We start from the raw sequence: 18,286 nt of genomic DNA, 5'->3' as shown, positions 1-18,286 counted from the left end.
AGCACTTTAGTCAGATCTTACTGAACAGTTAGCTGATAATCCAGTAACGAATTTGTTTTAAAAACTCGTTACTCGGTTTATTTCTTTCAATGAGGTAACTCCATCGGCAGCTTTTTTAAGACCAGATAAACGCAGATTATTAAAGCCTGAACGAAGCGCTACTTCAGCAATTTCTAGCGAATTACCACCACGCATAATGATTTGCGCGATTTCAGGGGTAATTTGCATTACCTCGTAAACACCAACTCGACCCTTATAGCCATCTGTACAACTATCACAACCATTTGGTGCAAATAACTGGACTTCACTGAGCTTATCTTTATCAAAACCTTGGCGAATCAGCTCTTCTTCAGGAAGTGTTTCTGGCGTTTTACACTTAGGGCAAAGACGTCTCGCTAGACGCTGAGCAATAATAAGGCTGATTGAGCTAGCTACGTTGTAAGCTGGTACACCCATGTTCAAAAGACGGGTGAGGGTTTCAGGTGCTGAGTTTGTATGCAGGGTAGATAATACCAAGTGACCTGTTTGTGCTGCTTTAATAGCAATTTCAGCTGTTTCAAGGTCACGGATCTCACCAACCATCACCACATCAGGATCTTGTCGTAAAAAGGCTTTTAATGCATTGGCAAAGGTCATATCTGCTTTCGGATTGATCTGTACTTGGTTAATCCCTTCAAGGTTTATCTCAACAGGATCTTCGGCTGTACTGATGTTACGTTCTGGCTGGTTGAGAATATTCAAACCTGTATACAATGATACTGTTTTACCAGAACCAGTAGGACCCGTTACTAAGATCATGCCTTGTGGTTGATCAAGTGCATCCATATACAGCTTTTTCTGCTCTGGTTCATAACCAAGAACATCGATACCCAGCATAGCACTTGATGAGTCGAGAATACGCATAACGATTTTCTCGCCCCAAAGGGTCGGTAATGTACTGACACGGAAATCGATACTTTTTCGTTCAGTAATTTTAAGCTTAATACGGCCGTCTTGAGGTTTACGTTTTTCTGCGATATCAAGTCGTGACATTACCTTGATCCGAGCCGATAAACGGCTGGCTAAGCTATTGGGTGGGCTTGCCATTTCATGCAAAATACCATCGATACGGAAACGCACACGGTAGCGGTGTTCATAAGGTTCAAAATGCAGATCCGAGGCACCTTTTTTAATCGCATCCATCAAAATTTTATTGATGTAAACAATAATAGGTGCATCGTCTTTGTCTTCATCTTTAGGTGCTAAGTTTTGTGGGCTCTCTGATTCTAAATCCCCAAGTTCTTTGAATTCGCTTTCACTTAGATGCAAGCTTCCTGCAGCATCAAGTAATTGCTCAATTTTGTTTTCAAGTTGAAGATAATCAACAACGACCACTTCGCATGAAAGACCGGTACTAAATTCAAAGTTTTCAAATGCACCGTAGTCGGTCGGATCTGAGGCGGCAATATAGAGTTTACGGCCTTTTTTTACTAACGGCAGAATATGGTGTTCACGAATGAGTTTGTCTTTAATAAGCTCTTCAGAAATATACGCTACATCAAAATCTCTAATATCAAAATAAGGCACACGAAAGAGGTCTGTACATTGCTCCGCAAGTTCATGCCCATCCATTCCACATGTTTTAGAAATAAGCTCGGCAGTAGAGCTGTATTCGCGCTGCTTTGATTTTACGGTCTCTGCATCAATACGACCGAGTGTAATAAATTTTCTAAGTAGCGGTGAGTTTATATTCATTGAACACCTAGTTTGATCCTTTATTTGCCACAATCTAACAGAAAAAGTAAGGCTATTACATCAGTCTTGTCTGATTTAGGAAAAATTGCAAAATAATTTCACCATAAACTCAGTCATTTAGAATGCTTGTTGGTACTTTTGTATTGGTTTTGGGTAGGCTTTGTTTAATGAAAATCTATAAACAAAATCAATAGCCTAGTTCGAGTGTGGCAGGTACTTTTTATGTAGCTTTAGCACATCAATTTTTACCTCTTCAAGAGGGCGGTTGTTATCTAATATATCCGTTGCTTTTTTTTGCTTGTCAGCTCTCGACATTTGTGAGGCTATGATTTGCTTAGCTAATTCAGTAGATACATTATCACGAGCTGTAGTTCTTGTTATTTGCACTTCAACCGGAACATCAATTAGTAAGGTGTGATCGCAGTATTTTTCTAGGCCATTTTCAAAAAGTAAGGGAGCAACTAAGATGACATACTGGCTGGTGGCTTGCTTTAATTGCGTGATCATTGACTCCCTAATAAGTGGGTGTAATAAGCTGTTTAGGCATTGCTTTTCTGATTCATTTGCAAAGATAATCTTTCTTAGTTTTGCACGATCAAGCGTGCCTTCGCTAGTAAGTATTTCATTACCAAAATGTTCAGTAATTTTTTTGAGGCCAATAGAGCCTTGCTCGACGACTTCTCTGGCTACGATATCGGCATCAACAACTTGAATACCAAGCTCTTCAAACATGGCGCTTACTGCACTTTTGCCAGAACCAATACCACCGGTTAACCCTAAAACCCAGTTTGCCATAATTAGTAACCTAAATAGTTAAAGTAATAGCTTTGAATTTGCTGACCCCAAAGCAAAGTTACCCAACCTGCTATGGCAAGGTAGGGTCCAAAAGGGATTGGCGTGGTTTTGTCCTTACCTTGAATAAAGATTTGCGCAATGCCGATGATAGCACCGACGACACTTGATAATAGCACTATGGTTAATATATCTTGCCAACCTAGTAGCGCACCGAACACGGCTAATAGTTTAAAGTCACCATAACCCATGCCTTCTTTACCAGTGGCAAGCTTAAATAACCAGTAGACACTCCATAAGCTTAAATAACCAACAGCGGCACCTATTATGGCATCGGTTGGGGCAATGGTAATATCAATAGTAGCGGCAATCAGCGCTAGCCAAACCAATGGGAGGGTTAGCTGGTCAGGCAGCAACATGTGATCTATATCGATAAAGGTTAAAGCGACTAAAACCCAAGTAATCACTATATAAAGAAGAGCAAGCTTCGTTGGGCCAAAAACAGCAGCAACAATTAAACTTAAAACTGCTGTAAGCATTTCAACAATAGGGTAACGAACAGATATAACGGTTTTACAATTTGCACAGCGACCCTTTAATAATAACCAACTTAGCACAGGGATATTTTGCCAAGCTTTGATCGGTGCTTTGCATTTAGGGCAGGTCGAATTTGGCTTTACCAGATTAAATGGCGCTTGTTCTGTCTGTTGTTTTGAATTGAGCTCACCGGCCAATAAGACACGGCATTCAGTTTGCCATTCTCTTTTCATCATCAGTGGTAAACGATAAATCACCACATTTAAAAAGCTACCAATACATAGGCTAACTAAGCCGACGGTCAAAAAATAAAACCACTGCTGAGTTTGCATCGCAGTGGTTATATCAAGAAAAAAGTTTTCCATTAAAATACCTAACTTCTGGCCATTTACAGGCCGATTTTACTTCGCTGTGTTGAACTATTCTTATTCTTCATTTTATCTTGCAAGCTATCAATCAGCGGTTAGAGTTTTGCTTACAGCTATATTTTAAATCACTGATCCTAATTGGAAGATAGGTAAGTACATAGCAACAATTAAACCACCGACAAGAACACCTAAAACCGCCATAATAAGTGGCTCAAGTAAGCTCGATAAACCATCAACGGCATCATCCACTTCCTGCTCATAAATGGTGGCCACTTTGGCAAGCATACCATCGAGTGAACCTGACTCTTCACCTATGGCAACCATTTGTACGACCATATCGGGGAATATTTTTGAGTTTCGCATTGCCCAGTTCATTTGATTACCTGAGCTTACTTCGGCTTTAATTTCTAAAATTGCATAGCGGTAAACTGCATTACCGGAAGCGCCCGCTGCAGAATCAAGTGCATCAACCAGCGGCACACCGGCAGCAAACGTGGTTGATAAAGTACGAGCATACCTAGCAACCGCCGCTTTATTCAAGATCATACCTATAACGGGCAGTTTTAATATCGCTCTGTCATTGGCATCCCTGAGTTTTTTACTTTTAAGTAGCGCTTCTTTATAGATAAAGCCAATAGCGATAATAGCAATGAGTATTATCCACCAATATTCCTGCATAAATTCAGAGATACCAATCACCATGAGAGTAAATGCAGGTAGTTCAGCACCAAAACCACTAAAAATATCTTGGAATTGCGGCACTACAAATATTAGCAAGATAGATGTAACTATTAGAGCAACCACTAACACCGCGATTGGGTAGAACATGGCTTTTTTAATTTTTGACTTTAAAGCCTCAGCTTTTTCTTTATAAAGGGCAACACGGTCGTATATTTTATCTAGTGCACCGGACTGCTCACCTGATGCTACAAGGTCACAGTATAAATCATCAAAATAACGAGGATATTTACGAAGACTCTGCGAAAGAGGAATACCTGCTTTAACATCATCGCCAATACCTTCCATAAGCTTAGCGACACTTTTATTCTTTGCGCCAGAACCTATCATCTCAATTGACTGTATTAGTGGTACGCCCGCCATGAGCATAGTGGCTATTTGTCTAGTTATCAGTGCAATATCTTTTGCTGTGATTTTTTGTACGCGAGCACCAAACAAGGGTTTTGCTTTGCGTTTTACTTTCGACGGAATAATACCTTGCTTGCGTAGCTGTGCTTTAACCAAAGCAATACTTTGTCCTGAAAGCTCACCTTCTAACTTTTTGCCACGCGCACTCACTCCAACCCATTCGAAAGTATCTAAGTCATTATTTTTGGTTTTTGTCATGATGAAGATAATGCAAGGGTAATAGCGCCCTCGAATGAAGGCGCTTTAAATTTTATCGGCAACTAGATGGTAAGTATGTAGTAGACATTGTACCTGCAGAACAAGTCCAGCTAATCGAACCTGTAGGAACTGTCCCTGAGGCTAAAGCAGCCCCTCCTGCAGTTGGAGTAAGTAAAACTGTGCCACCTCCCGCTGAAGCAGTATAAGTAATAGTGATAACACCAGTAGCTTGTGTAACTGCAACACTTGCCACATTTTTGGTTGCTGTCGGAGCTACCCAGCTTTGGTCTAGGGCATTACCATTCATAGCGTTTTCTGTAACAGTAGTTTTAGCACCTGATGCTAAAGATAAGCCCTCTGTTACTTTTGCTCTAATCGCATAATCTTGATAAGCAGGCAGTGCTACCGCTGCCAAAATACCGATGATTGCAACAACAATCATTAATTCAATTAGGGTGAAGCCCTGTTGCTTTTGTTGTGTCATTTTGTTCCTCTCCTAAAGGATATGTTTATTGTAAGTTTAGCTGTAACTTCAGCGTTGTAAAACCAAGGCTCAATTTACAGGATAAATCTTACAGTTTTACTTAAAGTCAGTTTGAGTAAAGCTTGATGATTAACAAAGTTTTACTAGAACATCCTATGTTCAGAGTTCATAAAATTTACTTTAGCATTATTAAGCGTTTTTGGAAGCCATTTTCCTGTTCAATAAGCAGTTTTTCAGAACTTTCCTACCTTTGTTTGATGTAAAATAAGCTTAGATCTAGTTCTTTGTACTATTTATAAACACCGCATCTCTTTAGGAACTTATTGAATTGATTGCAATCTTGTGTAGGTTCAGGACGTGGGTATACAAAATAATTAAAAACGCTGAATGAATGTTGGTTTTTTGTTACTGGCTCAGGCTTTTTACGTATTTAATGCTTTTTTTAATTTCTTGTCAATGAATTAGGTAAAGCATTAAATACGTAAAGGAGAGTTTTAGCCGTTAAATCGCATTGAAAGGTCGATTGATTGTAAATTTTTTGTAAGTGCACCACTTGAAATAAAGTCTACACCTGCCTGTGAATAGGCTTTTAAGGTTTCAAGTGTCATATTGCCAGATACCTCAAGCTTTGCGCGCTTATCTGTAAGCACGACTGCTTGTTGAATTTGCTCTACGGTAAAGTTATCAAGCATGATGATATCAACCCCTGCGTTAATCGCTTGTTCAAGCTCATCAAGTGATTCCACTTCCACTTCAACTGGCTTTGTGGGGTGGTTGATTTTAGCCTGTGCGACTGCTTTATCAATTCCACCACAGGCAGCAATGTGGTTTTCCTTAATTAGGAAGGCATCAAACAAGCCGATGCGATGATTCGCGCCGCCACCACACTTTACAGCATATTTTTGTAGGGCACGTAAGCCTGGAATGGTTTTGCGCGTATCGAGTAGTTGCGTGGTCGTGCCTTCAAGTTCTTTTACATAATGAGCGGTTGTTGTTGCTGTACCACAGAGGGTTTGTACAAAGTTAAGGGCAGTTCGCTCTGCAGTTAAAATAGCCCGAGCTGAGCCAGATGCAGTGAAGAGCGTAGAATTTGCTGTGACTCTGTCGCCGTCATTTACTAGTACCTCAACTTTTACTGAAGGGTCGACTTGGTTAAATACTTCTAAAATAATGTCTTTACCACAAAATACACAGTCTTCACGGGTAATTACCTTGGCATTGGCTAGCTCGTTTTCTGGAATTAGTTGCGCGGTAATATCACCGTCATTTGCGCTTTGGTAATCTAAATCTTCATCAAGGGCAAGTTTTACCAGTTGGCTAATTAAAGTGTGAGGGACTGACATGTCAAAAGCTCATTGTTTATTAATAAATTGGCGAAATTTTACTATGTTTAACTTCTTAATAGAAGACAAAGATTGCCCACATTTATGTAACCTTAGCCTCACTTTAAGCGAGTAAATTAAAGCAACTAGACCCTGAGTTTTTAACCCTTTACACTATTTAACTTTATTGTCATCGTTAGTTTTTAATATGCATATAAATGAATTAGGGCAATTAAACAATGTGTTACAAAGGCCTTGTACACATTTTGATGAGCGCCCTGAAAACGAAGTATCATTACTTGTTATTCATAATATCTCATTGCCAGCGGGGCAGTTTGCAACGCCCTATGTTGATGATTTATTTATGGGGGCAATTGATTGTACGGCACATGAAACCTTTGTTGATTTAAAAGGGTTAAGAGTGTCTGCGCATTGCTTTATTCGTCGCACGGGTGAAATTATTCAGTACGTGCCTTTTGAGAAGCGAGCTTGGCATGCGGGTATCTCAATGTTTGAAGGCAGAGAGCAGTGTAATGACTTTAGTGTGGGCATTGAGCTTGAAGGCACAGATACGCAAGCGTATACCCAAGCACAATATAATGCATTACACTTAGTGACTAAGGCGTTAATGGATAAGTATCCTGCAATAAACCGTTCACGCATTGTTGGCCATTGTGATATTGCTCCCGGCAGAAAAACTGATCCGGGTAGTAGTTTTGATTGGCAGTACTATTTTGATTTAGTGTTTTAGTTGAAAGGATATAGGTAAAAGCATGATCTTAATTTCAATAATTATTGCTTTGGTGATTGAGCGTTTAGGAGCTCGAGCTGATTACTGGCAAATCGGTTTTTATGCCAATACCTATTTAAAGCATTCGCAAAAGCAACTGTCAGAAAAGGGGTTGTTTAATTCGCCAATTGGTTTTTTGATATGGTTAATGTTACCTGTACTTGCCGCGGGGTTAGTTTATCAACTCTCTGATTTTATTATCTGGCAGTTGGCTGTGAATGTTGCTGTGCTGCTGGTTTGTTTTGGCTGTGCTAAGCAACGTGCTTTGTATAAGTCTTACTTAAATGCCTTAACACGAAACGATCAAGAAGCGGCTACCTTATATGCATTACAAATGGGCCAAAAGAAAACAGAAAATGAGCCGCTTGGTGAGACCTTTGGCCAAACTTTAGCTTGGTTAAATTTTCGCTTTTATTGTGCCGTTATTTTTTGGTTTGTGGTTTTAGGTGTACCTGGTGCGGTTCTTTATGCGCTGGTTCGTACTTTTGCTGACAAAGTAAGAGATGATCACCATGTTCCCTACGCTAAGCGTTTTAAACTAATCCATAGTTTATTGTTCTGGCTTGACTGGTTACCAGCACGGGTTGCGAGCTTTGGTTATTTAGTGATTGGTAACTTTAATAAAGGTACTAGTTGTTGGCTGAAGTATGTGCTCGACTTTTCAGTGAGTAACCGAAAAGTTGTTACGCAAACCGCACTTGCCGCTGAGCAAATCGAGCAACAACATTTTGGCTGTACTTATGAAGCCACTTGCATGATGAAGCTTGTAAAAAGAAATGTCTTGTTCTTTTTAGTGATTATCGCTGCATTAACCCTGTTTGGTGGCTTGGCGTAGGCGCGATTTTATATCGCGTTTTGATTTATAGGTGTGTACGAGTTTTGTCGCGGGGTAAACCCGCTGCTACAAAGCTACTCAATTCAACTAACATCTAAAACCTGACCTCTAAAAGCTCAGTTGTCCAATCTGGTCTGACCATTTATTTTTTATTGTTTTTTCCTTTAGAAAAAGCCACTTTAATCCATACTGTTTAATCTTTAGACGAATTGCGTTAGGGTGTAACCGGGCGCTGAGTGTAGTGAAATTGACAGAAATTCGGGTTTTTGATAACGTATGCGATAAATTTGGTATGACCAATTTACCTTTTTGGTCAAAGCACAAGGCTAAGTACCCGATATTTATGGGGTTAGCGCATAATAATGCGGACGTTAATAAATGTCTTTAAAGATTAAAGCAGCAAAGTTATCTGATGTAATTTTACAACAACTTGAGAATATGATTCTTGAGGGGTCGTTAGCGCCAGGCGAAAAGCTGCCTCCTGAACGTGAATTAGCGAAACAATTTGAAGTATCGCGACCATCATTACGAGAGGCAATTCAAAAACTTGAAGCCAAGGGATTAGTAACGCGTCGCCAAGGCGGTGGAACGTTTGTAAAAAATCAGCTTGAAGAGGGGCTCACTGATCCGCTTTTTGATTTGATTAGTAAGCATCCAGAGTCACAATTTGATTTACTAGAATTTCGTCATGCCCTTGAAGGAATTGCTGCATACTATGCGGCTATGCGCGGTACGACAAATGACTTTAAAAAAGTAAAACAAAGCTTTGACAATATTGCGCTCGTTAATGACGACCTTGTGCAAAAAGCAAAAGCAATTAACGCATTTCATTTTAGTGTGGCAGAAGCATCTCATAACGTTGTGTTACTACATTTAGTACGTGGCATGCAGGCATTGCTTGAGCAAAATGTATTACAGAATTTAACTGTACTGTTAAAAAAACCACAGATCAGCCAACAGCTCGCAGAACATAGACGACTGTTGATGGATGCGGTTATTGAAGGAAACCCAGAGCAAGCTCGTCTTGCTAGTAATGCTCACTTAGCCTTTATCGAAGAAGCCTTACTTGAGGCTGGCAAAGAGCATTCGCGGATTGAACGTAGTTTAAGACGCACCAAACAACATTAAGCAAGTGATTAGCTAAGTTTAGTTAACAACTTAATTTTAAGATTTATTAAAATAATTAGTATTTTAAACATAAGGAAACCTCCATATGTCTGAAGTCAATAAAATTGACGTAGACGCGCTAGAAACACAAGAGTGGTTACAAGCCCTTGAGTCTGTTGTGCGTGAAGAAGGTGTTGAACGTGCTCAATTCTTACTTGAGCAAGTGTTAGAGCAAGCCCGTTTAGACGGTGTTGATATGCCTACTGGCACAACCACTAACTACGTTAATACCATTCCGGTAGATCAAGAACCTGCTTACCCAGGTGACGTAAACATTGAACGTCGTATTCGTTCAATTATCCGTTGGAATGCGATCATGATCGTATTACGTGCGTCGAAAAAAGATCTAGACTTAGGCGGCCATATGGCTTCTTACCAGTCTTCAGCTGCATTCTATGAAGTATGTTTTAACCACTTCTTTAAAGCACCAAACGATGTAGATGGCGGTGACTTAGTTTATTACCAAGGCCACATCTCTCCTGGTATTTATGCTCGTGCATTCGTTGAAGGTCGTTTAACAGCTGAGCAGCTTGATAACTTCCGTCAAGAAGTTGATGGTAACGGTCTTCCTTCATACCCACACCCTAAATTAATGCCTGAGTTTTGGCAGTTCCCTACTGTATCGATGGGTCTTGGTCCAATTGCATCAATCTACCAAGCTCGTTTCTTAAAATATTTAGATGGTCGTGGCTTAAAAGATACTAAAAACCAACGTGTATACGCTTTCTTAGGCGATGGTGAGATGGATGAGCCAGAATCACGCGGTGCAATCTCATTCGCAGCTCGTGAGAAATTAGATAATCTATGTTACCTAATCAACTGTAACTTACAGCGTTTAGATGGCCCAGTAATGGGTAACGGTAAGATCATTCAAGAGCTTGAAGGCCTATTCAAAGGTGCTGGCTGGAACGTAATTAAAGTTGTATGGGGTAGCGGTTGGGATATCTTACTAGCTAAAGATACAACAGGTAAATTGCTTCAGTTAATGAACGAAACCATTGACGGTGATTACCAAACATATAAAGCAAAAGATGGTGCGTACGTACGTGAGCACTTCTTTGGTCGTTACCCTGAAACAGCAGCGCTTGTTGCTGATATGACTGATGAAGAGATCTTCGCGCTTAAGCGTGGCGGCCATGAGCCATCAAAACTTTACGCTGCATTCAAAAAAGCGGAAGAAACCAAAGATCGTCCAACAGTAATCCTAGCGAAAACTGTAAAAGGTTACGGCATGGGTGACGCTGCTGAAGGTAAAAACATCGCACACCAAGTTAAGAAAATGGATATGACCCATGTTGAACACTTACGTTCACGTTTAGGTCTACAAGACTTAGTTTCAGACGAAGAAATTAAAGACTTACCATACTTAACTCTTGAAGAAGGCTCTGAAGAGTATAAGTACCTTCATGCACGCCGTGAAGCGCTACAAGGTTACACGCCTAAGCGTATTCCAAAGTTTTCTGAAAGCCTAACATTGCCAGAAGTTGACGCGTTCAAGCCGCTACTTGAAGAGCAAAAACGTGACATCTCTACAACAATGGGCTTTGTACGTGCACTTAACGTGTTACTAAAAGATAAAGGCATTGGTAAAAACATCGTTCCTATTATCGCCGATGAAGCACGTACCTTTGGTATGGAAGGTTTATTCCGTCAAATTGGTATTTATAACCCGCATGGCCAAAACTACACACCTCAAGACCGTGATATCGTTTCTTACTATAAAGAAGCTACATCAGGTCAAGTACTACAAGAAGGTATCAACGAGTTAGGTGCAATGTCATCATGGGTTGCTGCTGCAACATCATACAGCACTAACGATTTACCAATGATCCCATTCTACATCTACTACTCAATGTTTGGTTTCCAACGTGTAGGTGATATGGCGTGGATGGCTGGTGACCAACAAGCGCGTGGTTTCTTACTAGGTGCTACTGCAGGTCGTACAACGCTAAACGGTGAAGGTTTACAGCACGAAGATGGTCACAGCCACATTCTTGCTAACACGGTTCCTAACTGTATTTCTTATGACCCGACATTCGCATACGAAGTAGCGGTAATCATGCAAGACGGTATCCGTCGCATGTACGGTGAAGATCAAGAAAACGTGTTCTATTACCTAACGCTAATGAACGAAAACTACCATCAACCAGCAATGCCTGAAGGCGCTGAAGAAGGTATTCGTAAAGGTATCTACAAACTTGAAACTGTGGCTGGCGAGAAAGCGAAAGTACAGTTACTAGGTTCAGGTACTATCATGATGGAAGTGCGTAAAGCAGCACAAATCCTAAGCGAAGAGTATGGCATTGGTTCTGATGTATTCTCTGTAACGTCATTCAACGAGTTAACACGTGACGGTCAAGATGCTGAGCGTTTCAACATGCTTAACCCTGAAGCTGAGCAAAAGACTGCTTACATCACAAATGCATTAACAGATGCAGTGACTGTAGCTGCAACAGACTACATGAAGAACTACGCAGAACAAGTTCGTTCATTTGTACCAAGCAGCAACTATAAAGTGTTGGGTACTGATGGTTACGGTCGTTCTGATAGCCGTGAAAACTTGCGTCGTCACTTCGAAGTAAATGCTGGCTATGTAGTGGTTGCAACTTTATCTGAGCTTGTAAAACGTGGTGAAGTTGAAAAGTCAGTGGTTGTTGAAGCAATCAAGAAATTTGACATCGACACAAACAAAGTTAACCCGCTATACGCATAAGAGGTTCCAATGAGTATTGAAATTAATGTACCAGATATCGGTGGCGATGAAGTTGAAGTAACCGAAATCCTTGTTAGCGTTGGCGATAAGGTTGAGGTTGACCAATCGTTACTAACGGTTGAAGGCGACAAAGCATCAATGGAAGTACCTGCTGCACAAGCAGGTACGGTTAAAGAAATTAAAGTAGCTGAAGGTGATACAGTAACCACAGGTTCACTTATCATGATCTTCGAAGGTGAAGAGCAAGCTTCTGCACCTTCTGAAACAAAAGAAGCAGCTAAAGCAGAACCTGCTCAGCAATCTTCAGGTTCAGCGACACAAGAAGTCACTGTACCAGATATCGGCGATGATGAAGTTGAAGTAACTGAAATCATGGTTGCGGTAGGTGACACGGTTGAAGAAGAGCAATCTTTATTAAGTGTTGAAGGCGATAAAGCGTCAATGGAAGTACCAGCGCCAATCGCAGGGACTGTAAAAGAGATCAAAATCGCGACTGGCGATAAAGTAAAAACGGGCTCTTTAATCTTTGTGTTTGAAACTGCATCAAGTGGCTCAGAAGCACCAGCTGCAGAATCAGCCCCAGCTGAAGCGGCTCCAGCTGAATCAAGCACTAAAGAAGTAAATGTGCCTGATATTGGTGGTGATGAAGTAGAAGTAACCGAAGTGATGGTTGCTGTTGGCGATAAGGTTGAAGAAGATCAATCAATCTTAAACGTTGAAGGCGATAAAGCATCAATGGAAGTACCAGCACCATTTGCCGGTACTGTTAAAGAAATCAAAGTAGCAGCTGGGGATAAAGTATCAACTGGCTCACTTATCTTTGTATTTGAAGTAGCGGGTAGTGCACCAGCTGCAGCGGCACCAGCTCCTGCAAAAGCTGAAGCAGCTCCTGCACCTGCAGCAAAAGCGCCTGCGGCTGAAAAGCCTGCATCAGCACCGGCAAGCAACGAAGGTTTTGCAGATAACAAAGCCTATGCACATGCATCGCCTGTTGTTCGTCGTTTAGCGCGTGAGTTTGGTATTAACTTAGCAAACGTAAAAGGCACGGGTCGTAAGAATCGTGTTGTGAAAGAAGACGTACAAAACTACGTGAAAGACCTTGTGAAGAAAGTTGAGTCAGGTCAGCTATCTGCAGGTAAAGGTAATGCCGGTGGCGGTGAGTTAGGTCTTATTCCTTGGCCTAAGGTAGATTTTGCTAAGTTTGGTGAGATCGAAGAGAAGAAACTTTCTCGTATCCAGAAGCTATCAGGTGCTAACTTACACCGTAACTGGGTACAAATCCCACATGTTACACAGTTTGATGAAGCGGATATCACAAGCCTAGAAGCATTCCGTAAAGAGCAAAATGCCCTTGCAGAGAAGAAAAAGCTAGGTGTTAAAATCACGCCGCTTGTGTTCGTAATGAAAGCTGCTGCGAAAGCACTTGCTGAATTCCCAACGTTTAACTCTTCTCTATCTGAAGACGGCGAAAGCTTAATCTTGAAGAAGTACATCAACATTGGTGTTGCAGTTGATACGCCAAATGGCTTAGTTGTTCCTGTTTTCAAAGATGTTGATAAGAAAGGCATCATTGAGCTTTCTCGCGAATTGATGGATATTTCTAAGAAAGCACGTGAAGGCAAATTAACTTCATCTGATATGCAAGGCGGTTGTTTCACAATCTCAAGCCTCGGTGGTATCGGTGGTACAGCGTTCACACCAATTGTGAATGCGCCAGAAGTTGCTATCTTAGGTGTATCTAAATCAGAAATGAAGCCTAAGTGGAATGGCAAAGAGTTTGAGCCTAAATTAATGGTTCCATTATCAATGTCATACGACCATAGGGTTATTGACGGTGCACTAGCGGCACGCTTTACTGTGACACTAGCAAGCTATATGAGCGATATCCGTCAATTGGTGATGTAATCGTTTCATAATTTATAAGAATCAAATCCCAGCAAGTTGTTTTTTGCTGGGATTTTTACCATTGGCAATGATACAATCTTTGCCATAGAACAATCTTGGTATAGATATCTGCTCTCCCTTTCTGCCTTGCAGAAACATGGCAGTTAAACTTAAGGGCAGTGTCCCGTTCAAACATTTAAGGTAATAGCATGAGCAACGAATTAAAAACTCAAGTTGTTGTACTAGGCGGTGGTCCTGGTGGTTATTCTGCGGCTTTCCGTGCTGCTGACTTGGGCTTAGAAGTTACATTAGTAGAATCTCGCAACACGTTAGGCGGTGTATGTCTAAATGTGGGTTGTATTCCTTCAAAAGCACTTTTACACGTAGCTAAAGTGATTGATGACGCAGCTGAAATGTCATCTCACGGCGTTACTTTTGGTAAGCCTGAAATCGACCTAGACAAAATCCGTGATTGGAAAGAGTCTGTAATCGGCCAATTAACTGGCGGCCTAGACGGCATGGCTAAAATGCGTAAAGTGAAAGTAGTTAGCGGCTACGGTAAATTCACTGGTAGCAACACCCTTGCTGTTGAAGGTGAAGACGGTACAACAACGATCACTTTTGATAATGCTATTATTGCTGCAGGCTCTCAACCTGTTAACTTACCTTTCATCCCTGAAGATGACCGTGTAATTGATTCAACGGGTGCTTTAGAGCTTAAAGACGTTCCTGAGAAACTACTTGTTTTAGGTGGTGGTATCATCGGTCTTGAGATGGGTACTGTATACCGTGCGCTAGGTTCTGAAATCGACGTAGTTGAGTTTGCTGATCAATTAGTACCAGCAGCTGATAAAGACGTTATTAAGATTTACCAAAAATACGTTAAGAACAAGTTCAACGTAATGCTTTCTACTAAAGTTGTTGGCGTTGAAGCGAAAGAAGACGGTCTATACGTTTCATTCGAAGGTAAAAACGCACCGGCTGACGCAGTACGTTACGACAAAGTACTTGTTGCTGTGGGTCGTACACCTAACGGTAAATTACTTGACGCTGACAAAGCGGGCGTTAACGTTGATGAGCGTGGTTTCATCAATGTTGATAAACAGCTTAAAACAAACGTTGATCACATCTTCGCTATCGGTGATATCGTTGGTCAACCAATGCTTGCGCACAAAGCGGTTCACGAAGCTCACGTTGCTGCAGAAGTTATTTCTGGCCAGAAACATTTCTTCGATCCTAAGTGCATTCCTTCAATCGCATACACAGATCCTGAAATTGCATGGGTTGGTGTAACTGAGAAAGAAGCTAAAGAGCAAGGTTTAAGCATCGAAACTGCAGTATTCCCTTGGGCAGCTTCTGGTCGTGCGATTGCTTCTGCACGTACTGAAGGTCAAACTAAGCTAATCTTCGATAAAGACTCAGGTCGTGTTATCGGTGGTGCTATGGTTGGTATCAACGCAGGTGAAATGTTAGGCGAAATCGGCCTAGCAGTTGAAATGGGCGCAGACGGTGAAGACCTAGCGTTAACTATTCACGCTCACCCAACGTTAAACGAATCAATCGGTCTAGCTGCTGAAATCTTCGAAGGTTCAATCACTGACCTTCCAAATAAAAAAGCAGTTAAAAAGAAGTAAGTTCTTTTGACGAATAGCTTAAAAACCCAGCTTCTGCTGGGTTTTTTGTTTTAGTTTAGAGCTATAACAAACCACTCAGATTAATATCTATTCCCCTTATTTTTAGCTACAATACGCGCCGTTCAATTTTCTGGTAAATACAGTGGCTACTATCTCAAATAACTCCGTGTTAGTACTTCGTGCTTTACAAATGGCTGAGTCTCGTCGTGAATTTAAAGCGCGAGGAGCTAAATTAACGCGTTGTGAGCGCTGTTTATTAGCTGAGCATTATTGTATCTGCGAAGGGGTAGAGCAGGCTGAGTGTGAATCGGCGGTCTGCTTACTTATGTATCACAATGAGAGTTTTAAGCCATCAAATACTGGGCGTTTAATTGCTGAGATCGTTCCAGATAACCACGCTTTTAAATGGGATAGAACGAACCCAGATGATGCTTTGTTAAGCTTATTGGCAGATCCACAGTATCAGCCCATGGTTATTTTTCCTGCTAGTGATGTTGAAGATGAAACCCGTGTGATCACTGAAGTAGTGCCTGAGGACGGTAAACGTCCATTGTTTATCTTTTTAGACGGTACATGGCGCGAAGCAAAGAAAATGATCCGTAAAAGCCCTTATCTAGATAACTTACCTGTGCTTTCTATTACGCCTGAAAAGCTCTCAGATTATCGATTGCGTGTTGCCCCACATGAGCATCAATTAGGCACCGCTGAGGTTGCTATTATGGTGCTTGAGCTAGCTGGTGAAATGGATGCTACGAAAAAGCTAGAGGAACATTTTTTTAAGTTCAGAGATGCATACTTGCTTGGTAAGAGAAATAAAGGGCGTCCAGAGTAGTTCCTTTTGGATAAAAGAAAAGCGCGAACTATCTCTAGTCGCGCTTGCGGAATCTTCTTAATTTTTTGCATCCTGCAATTGAATCTAATCAACTCCCTAAACTTTGCCACTCCATGCGATTACACTTTACTTATTGGTTCTGTGTAATATAAGGCAATCCCGCCTTGTTTCCTTGTAAGTCCATTACATCCTTGCTGGTAATTACTTTACCCTTCCCTTACGTGTCATCCAGACACTATCCCTTTATTTGCAAATCCGTTGCGATGCCCTAACGGCCTGTCCTTTGTTCCACTTTTTTAACTTCCTGTATAACAACATCCTGTTGTTATTCCATTCCACATCATCCTGATGCTGTCCGTAGGTTGTCACTCCTTTGCGTTACTCTTCCTGAGCCTGTCCTTAATTCCTTATTCTCCAAATGAACCTTATTCCGCGGTTTTATGAGTAATGCTTCCTTATCCATCTACTCATTAAGCTTCTTGCTTAGTTGATGTAAGTAATTATAGAGAAATGGTCAAAGCTGAGTAGGTCAAAATCCTACTTAATCTATTGGTTATTTTATTGTCATTTAATATATATTATTAAATTTCAATTGGTTATGTGTTTTTGGGCAGTGTTTTCTGGTGCTTTTTACTCAATTGCTGCCATATAGGTGAGACATCTCTTACATGTAAATTCCTAAATGGCAGCTAGGTTGATTGAAATATGAGTTTAAACGGGTGCACTTTGCGCTAACTCTAGGTAAAATATTTTGATAATTGTTATTATTTAGGTGCTATAAAATGAAGAAAACAGCCTTAGTATTAGTTAGCGCATTATTGAGCGTGCCGGCATTTGCTGCAGACGTAGTAAATATTTACTCGTTTCGCCAGCCATTCTTAATTCAGCCTATTTTGGATGATTTCACTAAGCAAACTGGCATTAAAACTAATGTGGTATTTGCGAAAAAAGGTCTGATTGAGCGTGTAAAGCGTGAAGGCAAGCACAGTAAAGCTGATTTAGTATTAACCTCAAATTTTAGTGCACTTATTCAATTAGAAGATTTAGGTTTAACACAATCAATTAATAGTGATGTGGTAAATGCGAATGTGCCAAGCACCTTTCGCGATGCAGATGGTCAGTGGATAGCGCTTACTAAACGTGTACGTAATGTATACTCTGCAAAAGAGCGTATTGGTGCTCTTTCTGAGTTAACATATGAAGATTTAGCCGATCCAAAGTACAAAGGCAAAATTTGCACGCGCTCAGGCAAACATCCATACAATTTAGGTTTAGTTGCTTCGATGGTTGCTCACCATGGCGAAGTAAAAACTAAGCAATGGTTAGAAGGTGTTAAAGCTAATTTAGCGCGTAAGCCGCAAGGTAATGACAGAGCACAAGTAAAAGCTGTGAAAGAAGGCTTATGTGATCTGGCTTTAGGCAACAGCTACTATTTCGGTAAAATGCTGCAAGATGAGCAGCAAAAGTCTTGGGCAGAAGCTGTTTATATTAACTTCCCTAACCAAACTAATCGTGGTTCTCATATTAACGTATCGGGCGTTGTTATGACCCGTTACGCTAAAAACCCTGAAAATGCCTTGAAACTGATTGAGTATATGACCGACAATAAGGCGCAAAATATGTATGCTTCAGTTAATATGGAATACCCAGTAAAGCAAGGGGTTGCATTATCTGAGATGGTTGCATCATGGGGGGAATTTAAAGAAGACAGTCTTCCTCTTGATGAGATCAGCAAATATCGCCCTGTGGCACTGAAGCTAATTGACGAAGTAAAATTTGATTTATAACGAGAACACACCTCGTTTTATAAAAGCTGTTTTTTAACAGCTTTTATTTTATCTGGTATTAAT

Annotated in this window: 14 protein-coding genes; 8 read left to right on the top strand and 6 right to left on the bottom strand. The window is 40.8% G+C overall.

What is annotated here, in order from left to right; all coding sequences use genetic code 11:
• Positions 1-57: 57 nt before the first annotated feature.
• From pilB to nadC, 6 genes are all read right to left on the bottom strand, one after another.
• Positions 58-1,734 carry a type IV-A pilus assembly ATPase PilB gene (pilB, locus tag EVU92_RS01330; protein ID WP_130049706.1) on the bottom strand — a complete coding sequence of 559 codons (1,677 nt, stop codon included), beginning with the start codon at positions 1,732-1,734 and terminating at the stop codon, positions 58-60.
• 195 nt (positions 1,735-1,929) lie between these two features.
• Entirely contained in the window at positions 1,930-2,529 is a 600-nt protein-coding gene (coaE, locus tag EVU92_RS01325) for a dephospho-CoA kinase (protein WP_130049705.1), read from the bottom strand.
• A 2-nt stretch (positions 2,530-2,531) separates the two neighbouring features.
• Positions 2,532-3,428 carry an A24 family peptidase gene (locus tag EVU92_RS01320; RefSeq protein ID WP_130049704.1) on the bottom strand — a complete coding sequence of 299 codons (897 nt, stop codon included), beginning with the start codon at positions 3,426-3,428 and terminating at the stop codon, positions 2,532-2,534.
• A gap of 123 nt (positions 3,429-3,551) precedes the next feature.
• Positions 3,552-4,775, bottom strand: coding sequence for a type II secretion system F family protein (locus EVU92_RS01315; RefSeq protein ID WP_130049703.1), 1,224 nt, complete (start codon positions 4,773-4,775; stop codon positions 3,552-3,554).
• A 52-nt stretch (positions 4,776-4,827) separates the two neighbouring features.
• Complete coding sequence (locus tag EVU92_RS01310; protein WP_130049702.1) at positions 4,828-5,259, bottom strand: pilin; 432 nt, start codon at positions 5,257-5,259, stop codon at positions 4,828-4,830.
• 494 nt (positions 5,260-5,753) lie between these two features.
• Positions 5,754-6,602 carry a carboxylating nicotinate-nucleotide diphosphorylase gene (gene nadC / locus EVU92_RS01305; RefSeq protein WP_130049701.1) on the bottom strand — a complete coding sequence of 283 codons (849 nt, stop codon included), beginning with the start codon at positions 6,600-6,602 and terminating at the stop codon, positions 5,754-5,756.
• Positions 6,603-6,789: 187 nt separating this feature from the next.
• Between nadC and ampD the strand changes: the two genes are divergently transcribed.
• From ampD to EVU92_RS01265, 8 genes are all read left to right on the top strand, one after another.
• Positions 6,790-7,332 carry a 1,6-anhydro-N-acetylmuramyl-L-alanine amidase AmpD gene (gene ampD, locus EVU92_RS01300; protein ID WP_130049700.1) on the top strand — a complete coding sequence of 181 codons (543 nt, stop codon included), beginning with the start codon at positions 6,790-6,792 and terminating at the stop codon, positions 7,330-7,332.
• 22 nt (positions 7,333-7,354) lie between these two features.
• Complete coding sequence (gene ampE / locus EVU92_RS01295; protein ID WP_130049699.1) at positions 7,355-8,206, top strand: beta-lactamase regulator AmpE; 852 nt, start codon at positions 7,355-7,357, stop codon at positions 8,204-8,206.
• Positions 8,207-8,584: 378 nt separating this feature from the next.
• Entirely contained in the window at positions 8,585-9,334 is a 750-nt protein-coding gene (gene pdhR / locus EVU92_RS01290; protein ID WP_130049698.1) for a pyruvate dehydrogenase complex transcriptional repressor PdhR, read from the top strand.
• Positions 9,335-9,419: 85 nt separating this feature from the next.
• Entirely contained in the window at positions 9,420-12,086 is a 2,667-nt protein-coding gene (gene aceE / locus EVU92_RS01285) for a pyruvate dehydrogenase (acetyl-transferring), homodimeric type (RefSeq protein WP_130049697.1), read from the top strand.
• Between the two features lie 9 nt (positions 12,087-12,095).
• Positions 12,096-13,991, top strand: a complete 1,896-nt coding sequence (aceF, locus tag EVU92_RS01280; protein WP_130049696.1) for a pyruvate dehydrogenase complex dihydrolipoyllysine-residue acetyltransferase — start codon at positions 12,096-12,098, stop codon at positions 13,989-13,991.
• A 188-nt stretch (positions 13,992-14,179) separates the two neighbouring features.
• Entirely contained in the window at positions 14,180-15,604 is a 1,425-nt protein-coding gene (lpdA, locus tag EVU92_RS01275) for a dihydrolipoyl dehydrogenase (RefSeq protein WP_054562783.1), read from the top strand.
• A gap of 190 nt (positions 15,605-15,794) precedes the next feature.
• The gene (locus tag EVU92_RS01270; protein ID WP_130052202.1) at positions 15,795-16,436 is read left to right on the top strand and encodes a tRNA-uridine aminocarboxypropyltransferase; all 642 of its coding nucleotides are present in this window, start codon (positions 15,795-15,797) and stop codon (positions 16,434-16,436) included.
• A 782-nt stretch (positions 16,437-17,218) separates the two neighbouring features.
• Positions 17,219-18,223, top strand: coding sequence for a Fe(3+) ABC transporter substrate-binding protein (locus EVU92_RS01265; RefSeq protein WP_130049695.1), 1,005 nt, complete (start codon positions 17,219-17,221; stop codon positions 18,221-18,223).
• The last annotated feature ends 63 nt before the right edge of the window (positions 18,224-18,286 follow it).

The sequence above is a fragment of the Pseudoalteromonas sp. MEBiC 03485 genome (assembly GCF_004195145.1).
In the GTDB taxonomy this organism is placed as follows: Bacteria; Pseudomonadota; Gammaproteobacteria; order Enterobacterales; family Alteromonadaceae; genus Pseudoalteromonas; species Pseudoalteromonas apostichopi.
Note: the sequence above shows the minus strand (reverse complement) of the source record. Positions and strands in the feature narration are given on the sequence as shown.

What these genes read in the sequence shown, in the direction of transcription:
- ampE (WP_130049699.1), top strand. Translation starts at nt 7,355, where the DNA reads ATGATCTTAATTTCAATAATTATTGCTTTGGTGATTGAGCGTTTAGGA.
- EVU92_RS01270 (WP_130052202.1), top strand. Translation starts at nt 15,795, where the DNA reads ATGGCTGAGTCTCGTCGTGAATTTAAAGCGCGAGGAGCTAAATTAACG.
- lpdA (WP_054562783.1), top strand. Translation starts at nt 14,180, where the DNA reads ATGAGCAACGAATTAAAAACTCAAGTTGTTGTACTAGGCGGTGGTCCT.
- pdhR (WP_130049698.1), top strand. Translation starts at nt 8,585, where the DNA reads ATGTCTTTAAAGATTAAAGCAGCAAAGTTATCTGATGTAATTTTACAA.
- aceE (WP_130049697.1), top strand. Translation starts at nt 9,420, where the DNA reads ATGTCTGAAGTCAATAAAATTGACGTAGACGCGCTAGAAACACAAGAG.
- EVU92_RS01315 (WP_130049703.1), bottom strand. Translation starts at nt 4,775, where the DNA reads ATGACAAAAACCAAAAATAATGACTTAGATACTTTCGAATGGGTTGGA.
- nadC (WP_130049701.1), bottom strand. Translation starts at nt 6,602, where the DNA reads ATGTCAGTCCCTCACACTTTAATTAGCCAACTGGTAAAACTTGCCCTT.
- pilB (WP_130049706.1), bottom strand. Translation starts at nt 1,734, where the DNA reads ATGAATATAAACTCACCGCTACTTAGAAAATTTATTACACTCGGTCGT.
- EVU92_RS01265 (WP_130049695.1), top strand. Translation starts at nt 17,219, where the DNA reads ATGAAGAAAACAGCCTTAGTATTAGTTAGCGCATTATTGAGCGTGCCG.
- aceF (WP_130049696.1), top strand. Translation starts at nt 12,096, where the DNA reads ATGAGTATTGAAATTAATGTACCAGATATCGGTGGCGATGAAGTTGAA.
- EVU92_RS01310 (WP_130049702.1), bottom strand. Translation starts at nt 5,259, where the DNA reads ATGACACAACAAAAGCAACAGGGCTTCACCCTAATTGAATTAATGATT.
- coaE (WP_130049705.1), bottom strand. Translation starts at nt 2,529, where the DNA reads ATGGCAAACTGGGTTTTAGGGTTAACCGGTGGTATTGGTTCTGGCAAA.
- EVU92_RS01320 (WP_130049704.1), bottom strand. Translation starts at nt 3,428, where the DNA reads ATGGAAAACTTTTTTCTTGATATAACCACTGCGATGCAAACTCAGCAG.
- ampD (WP_130049700.1), top strand. Translation starts at nt 6,790, where the DNA reads ATGCATATAAATGAATTAGGGCAATTAAACAATGTGTTACAAAGGCCT.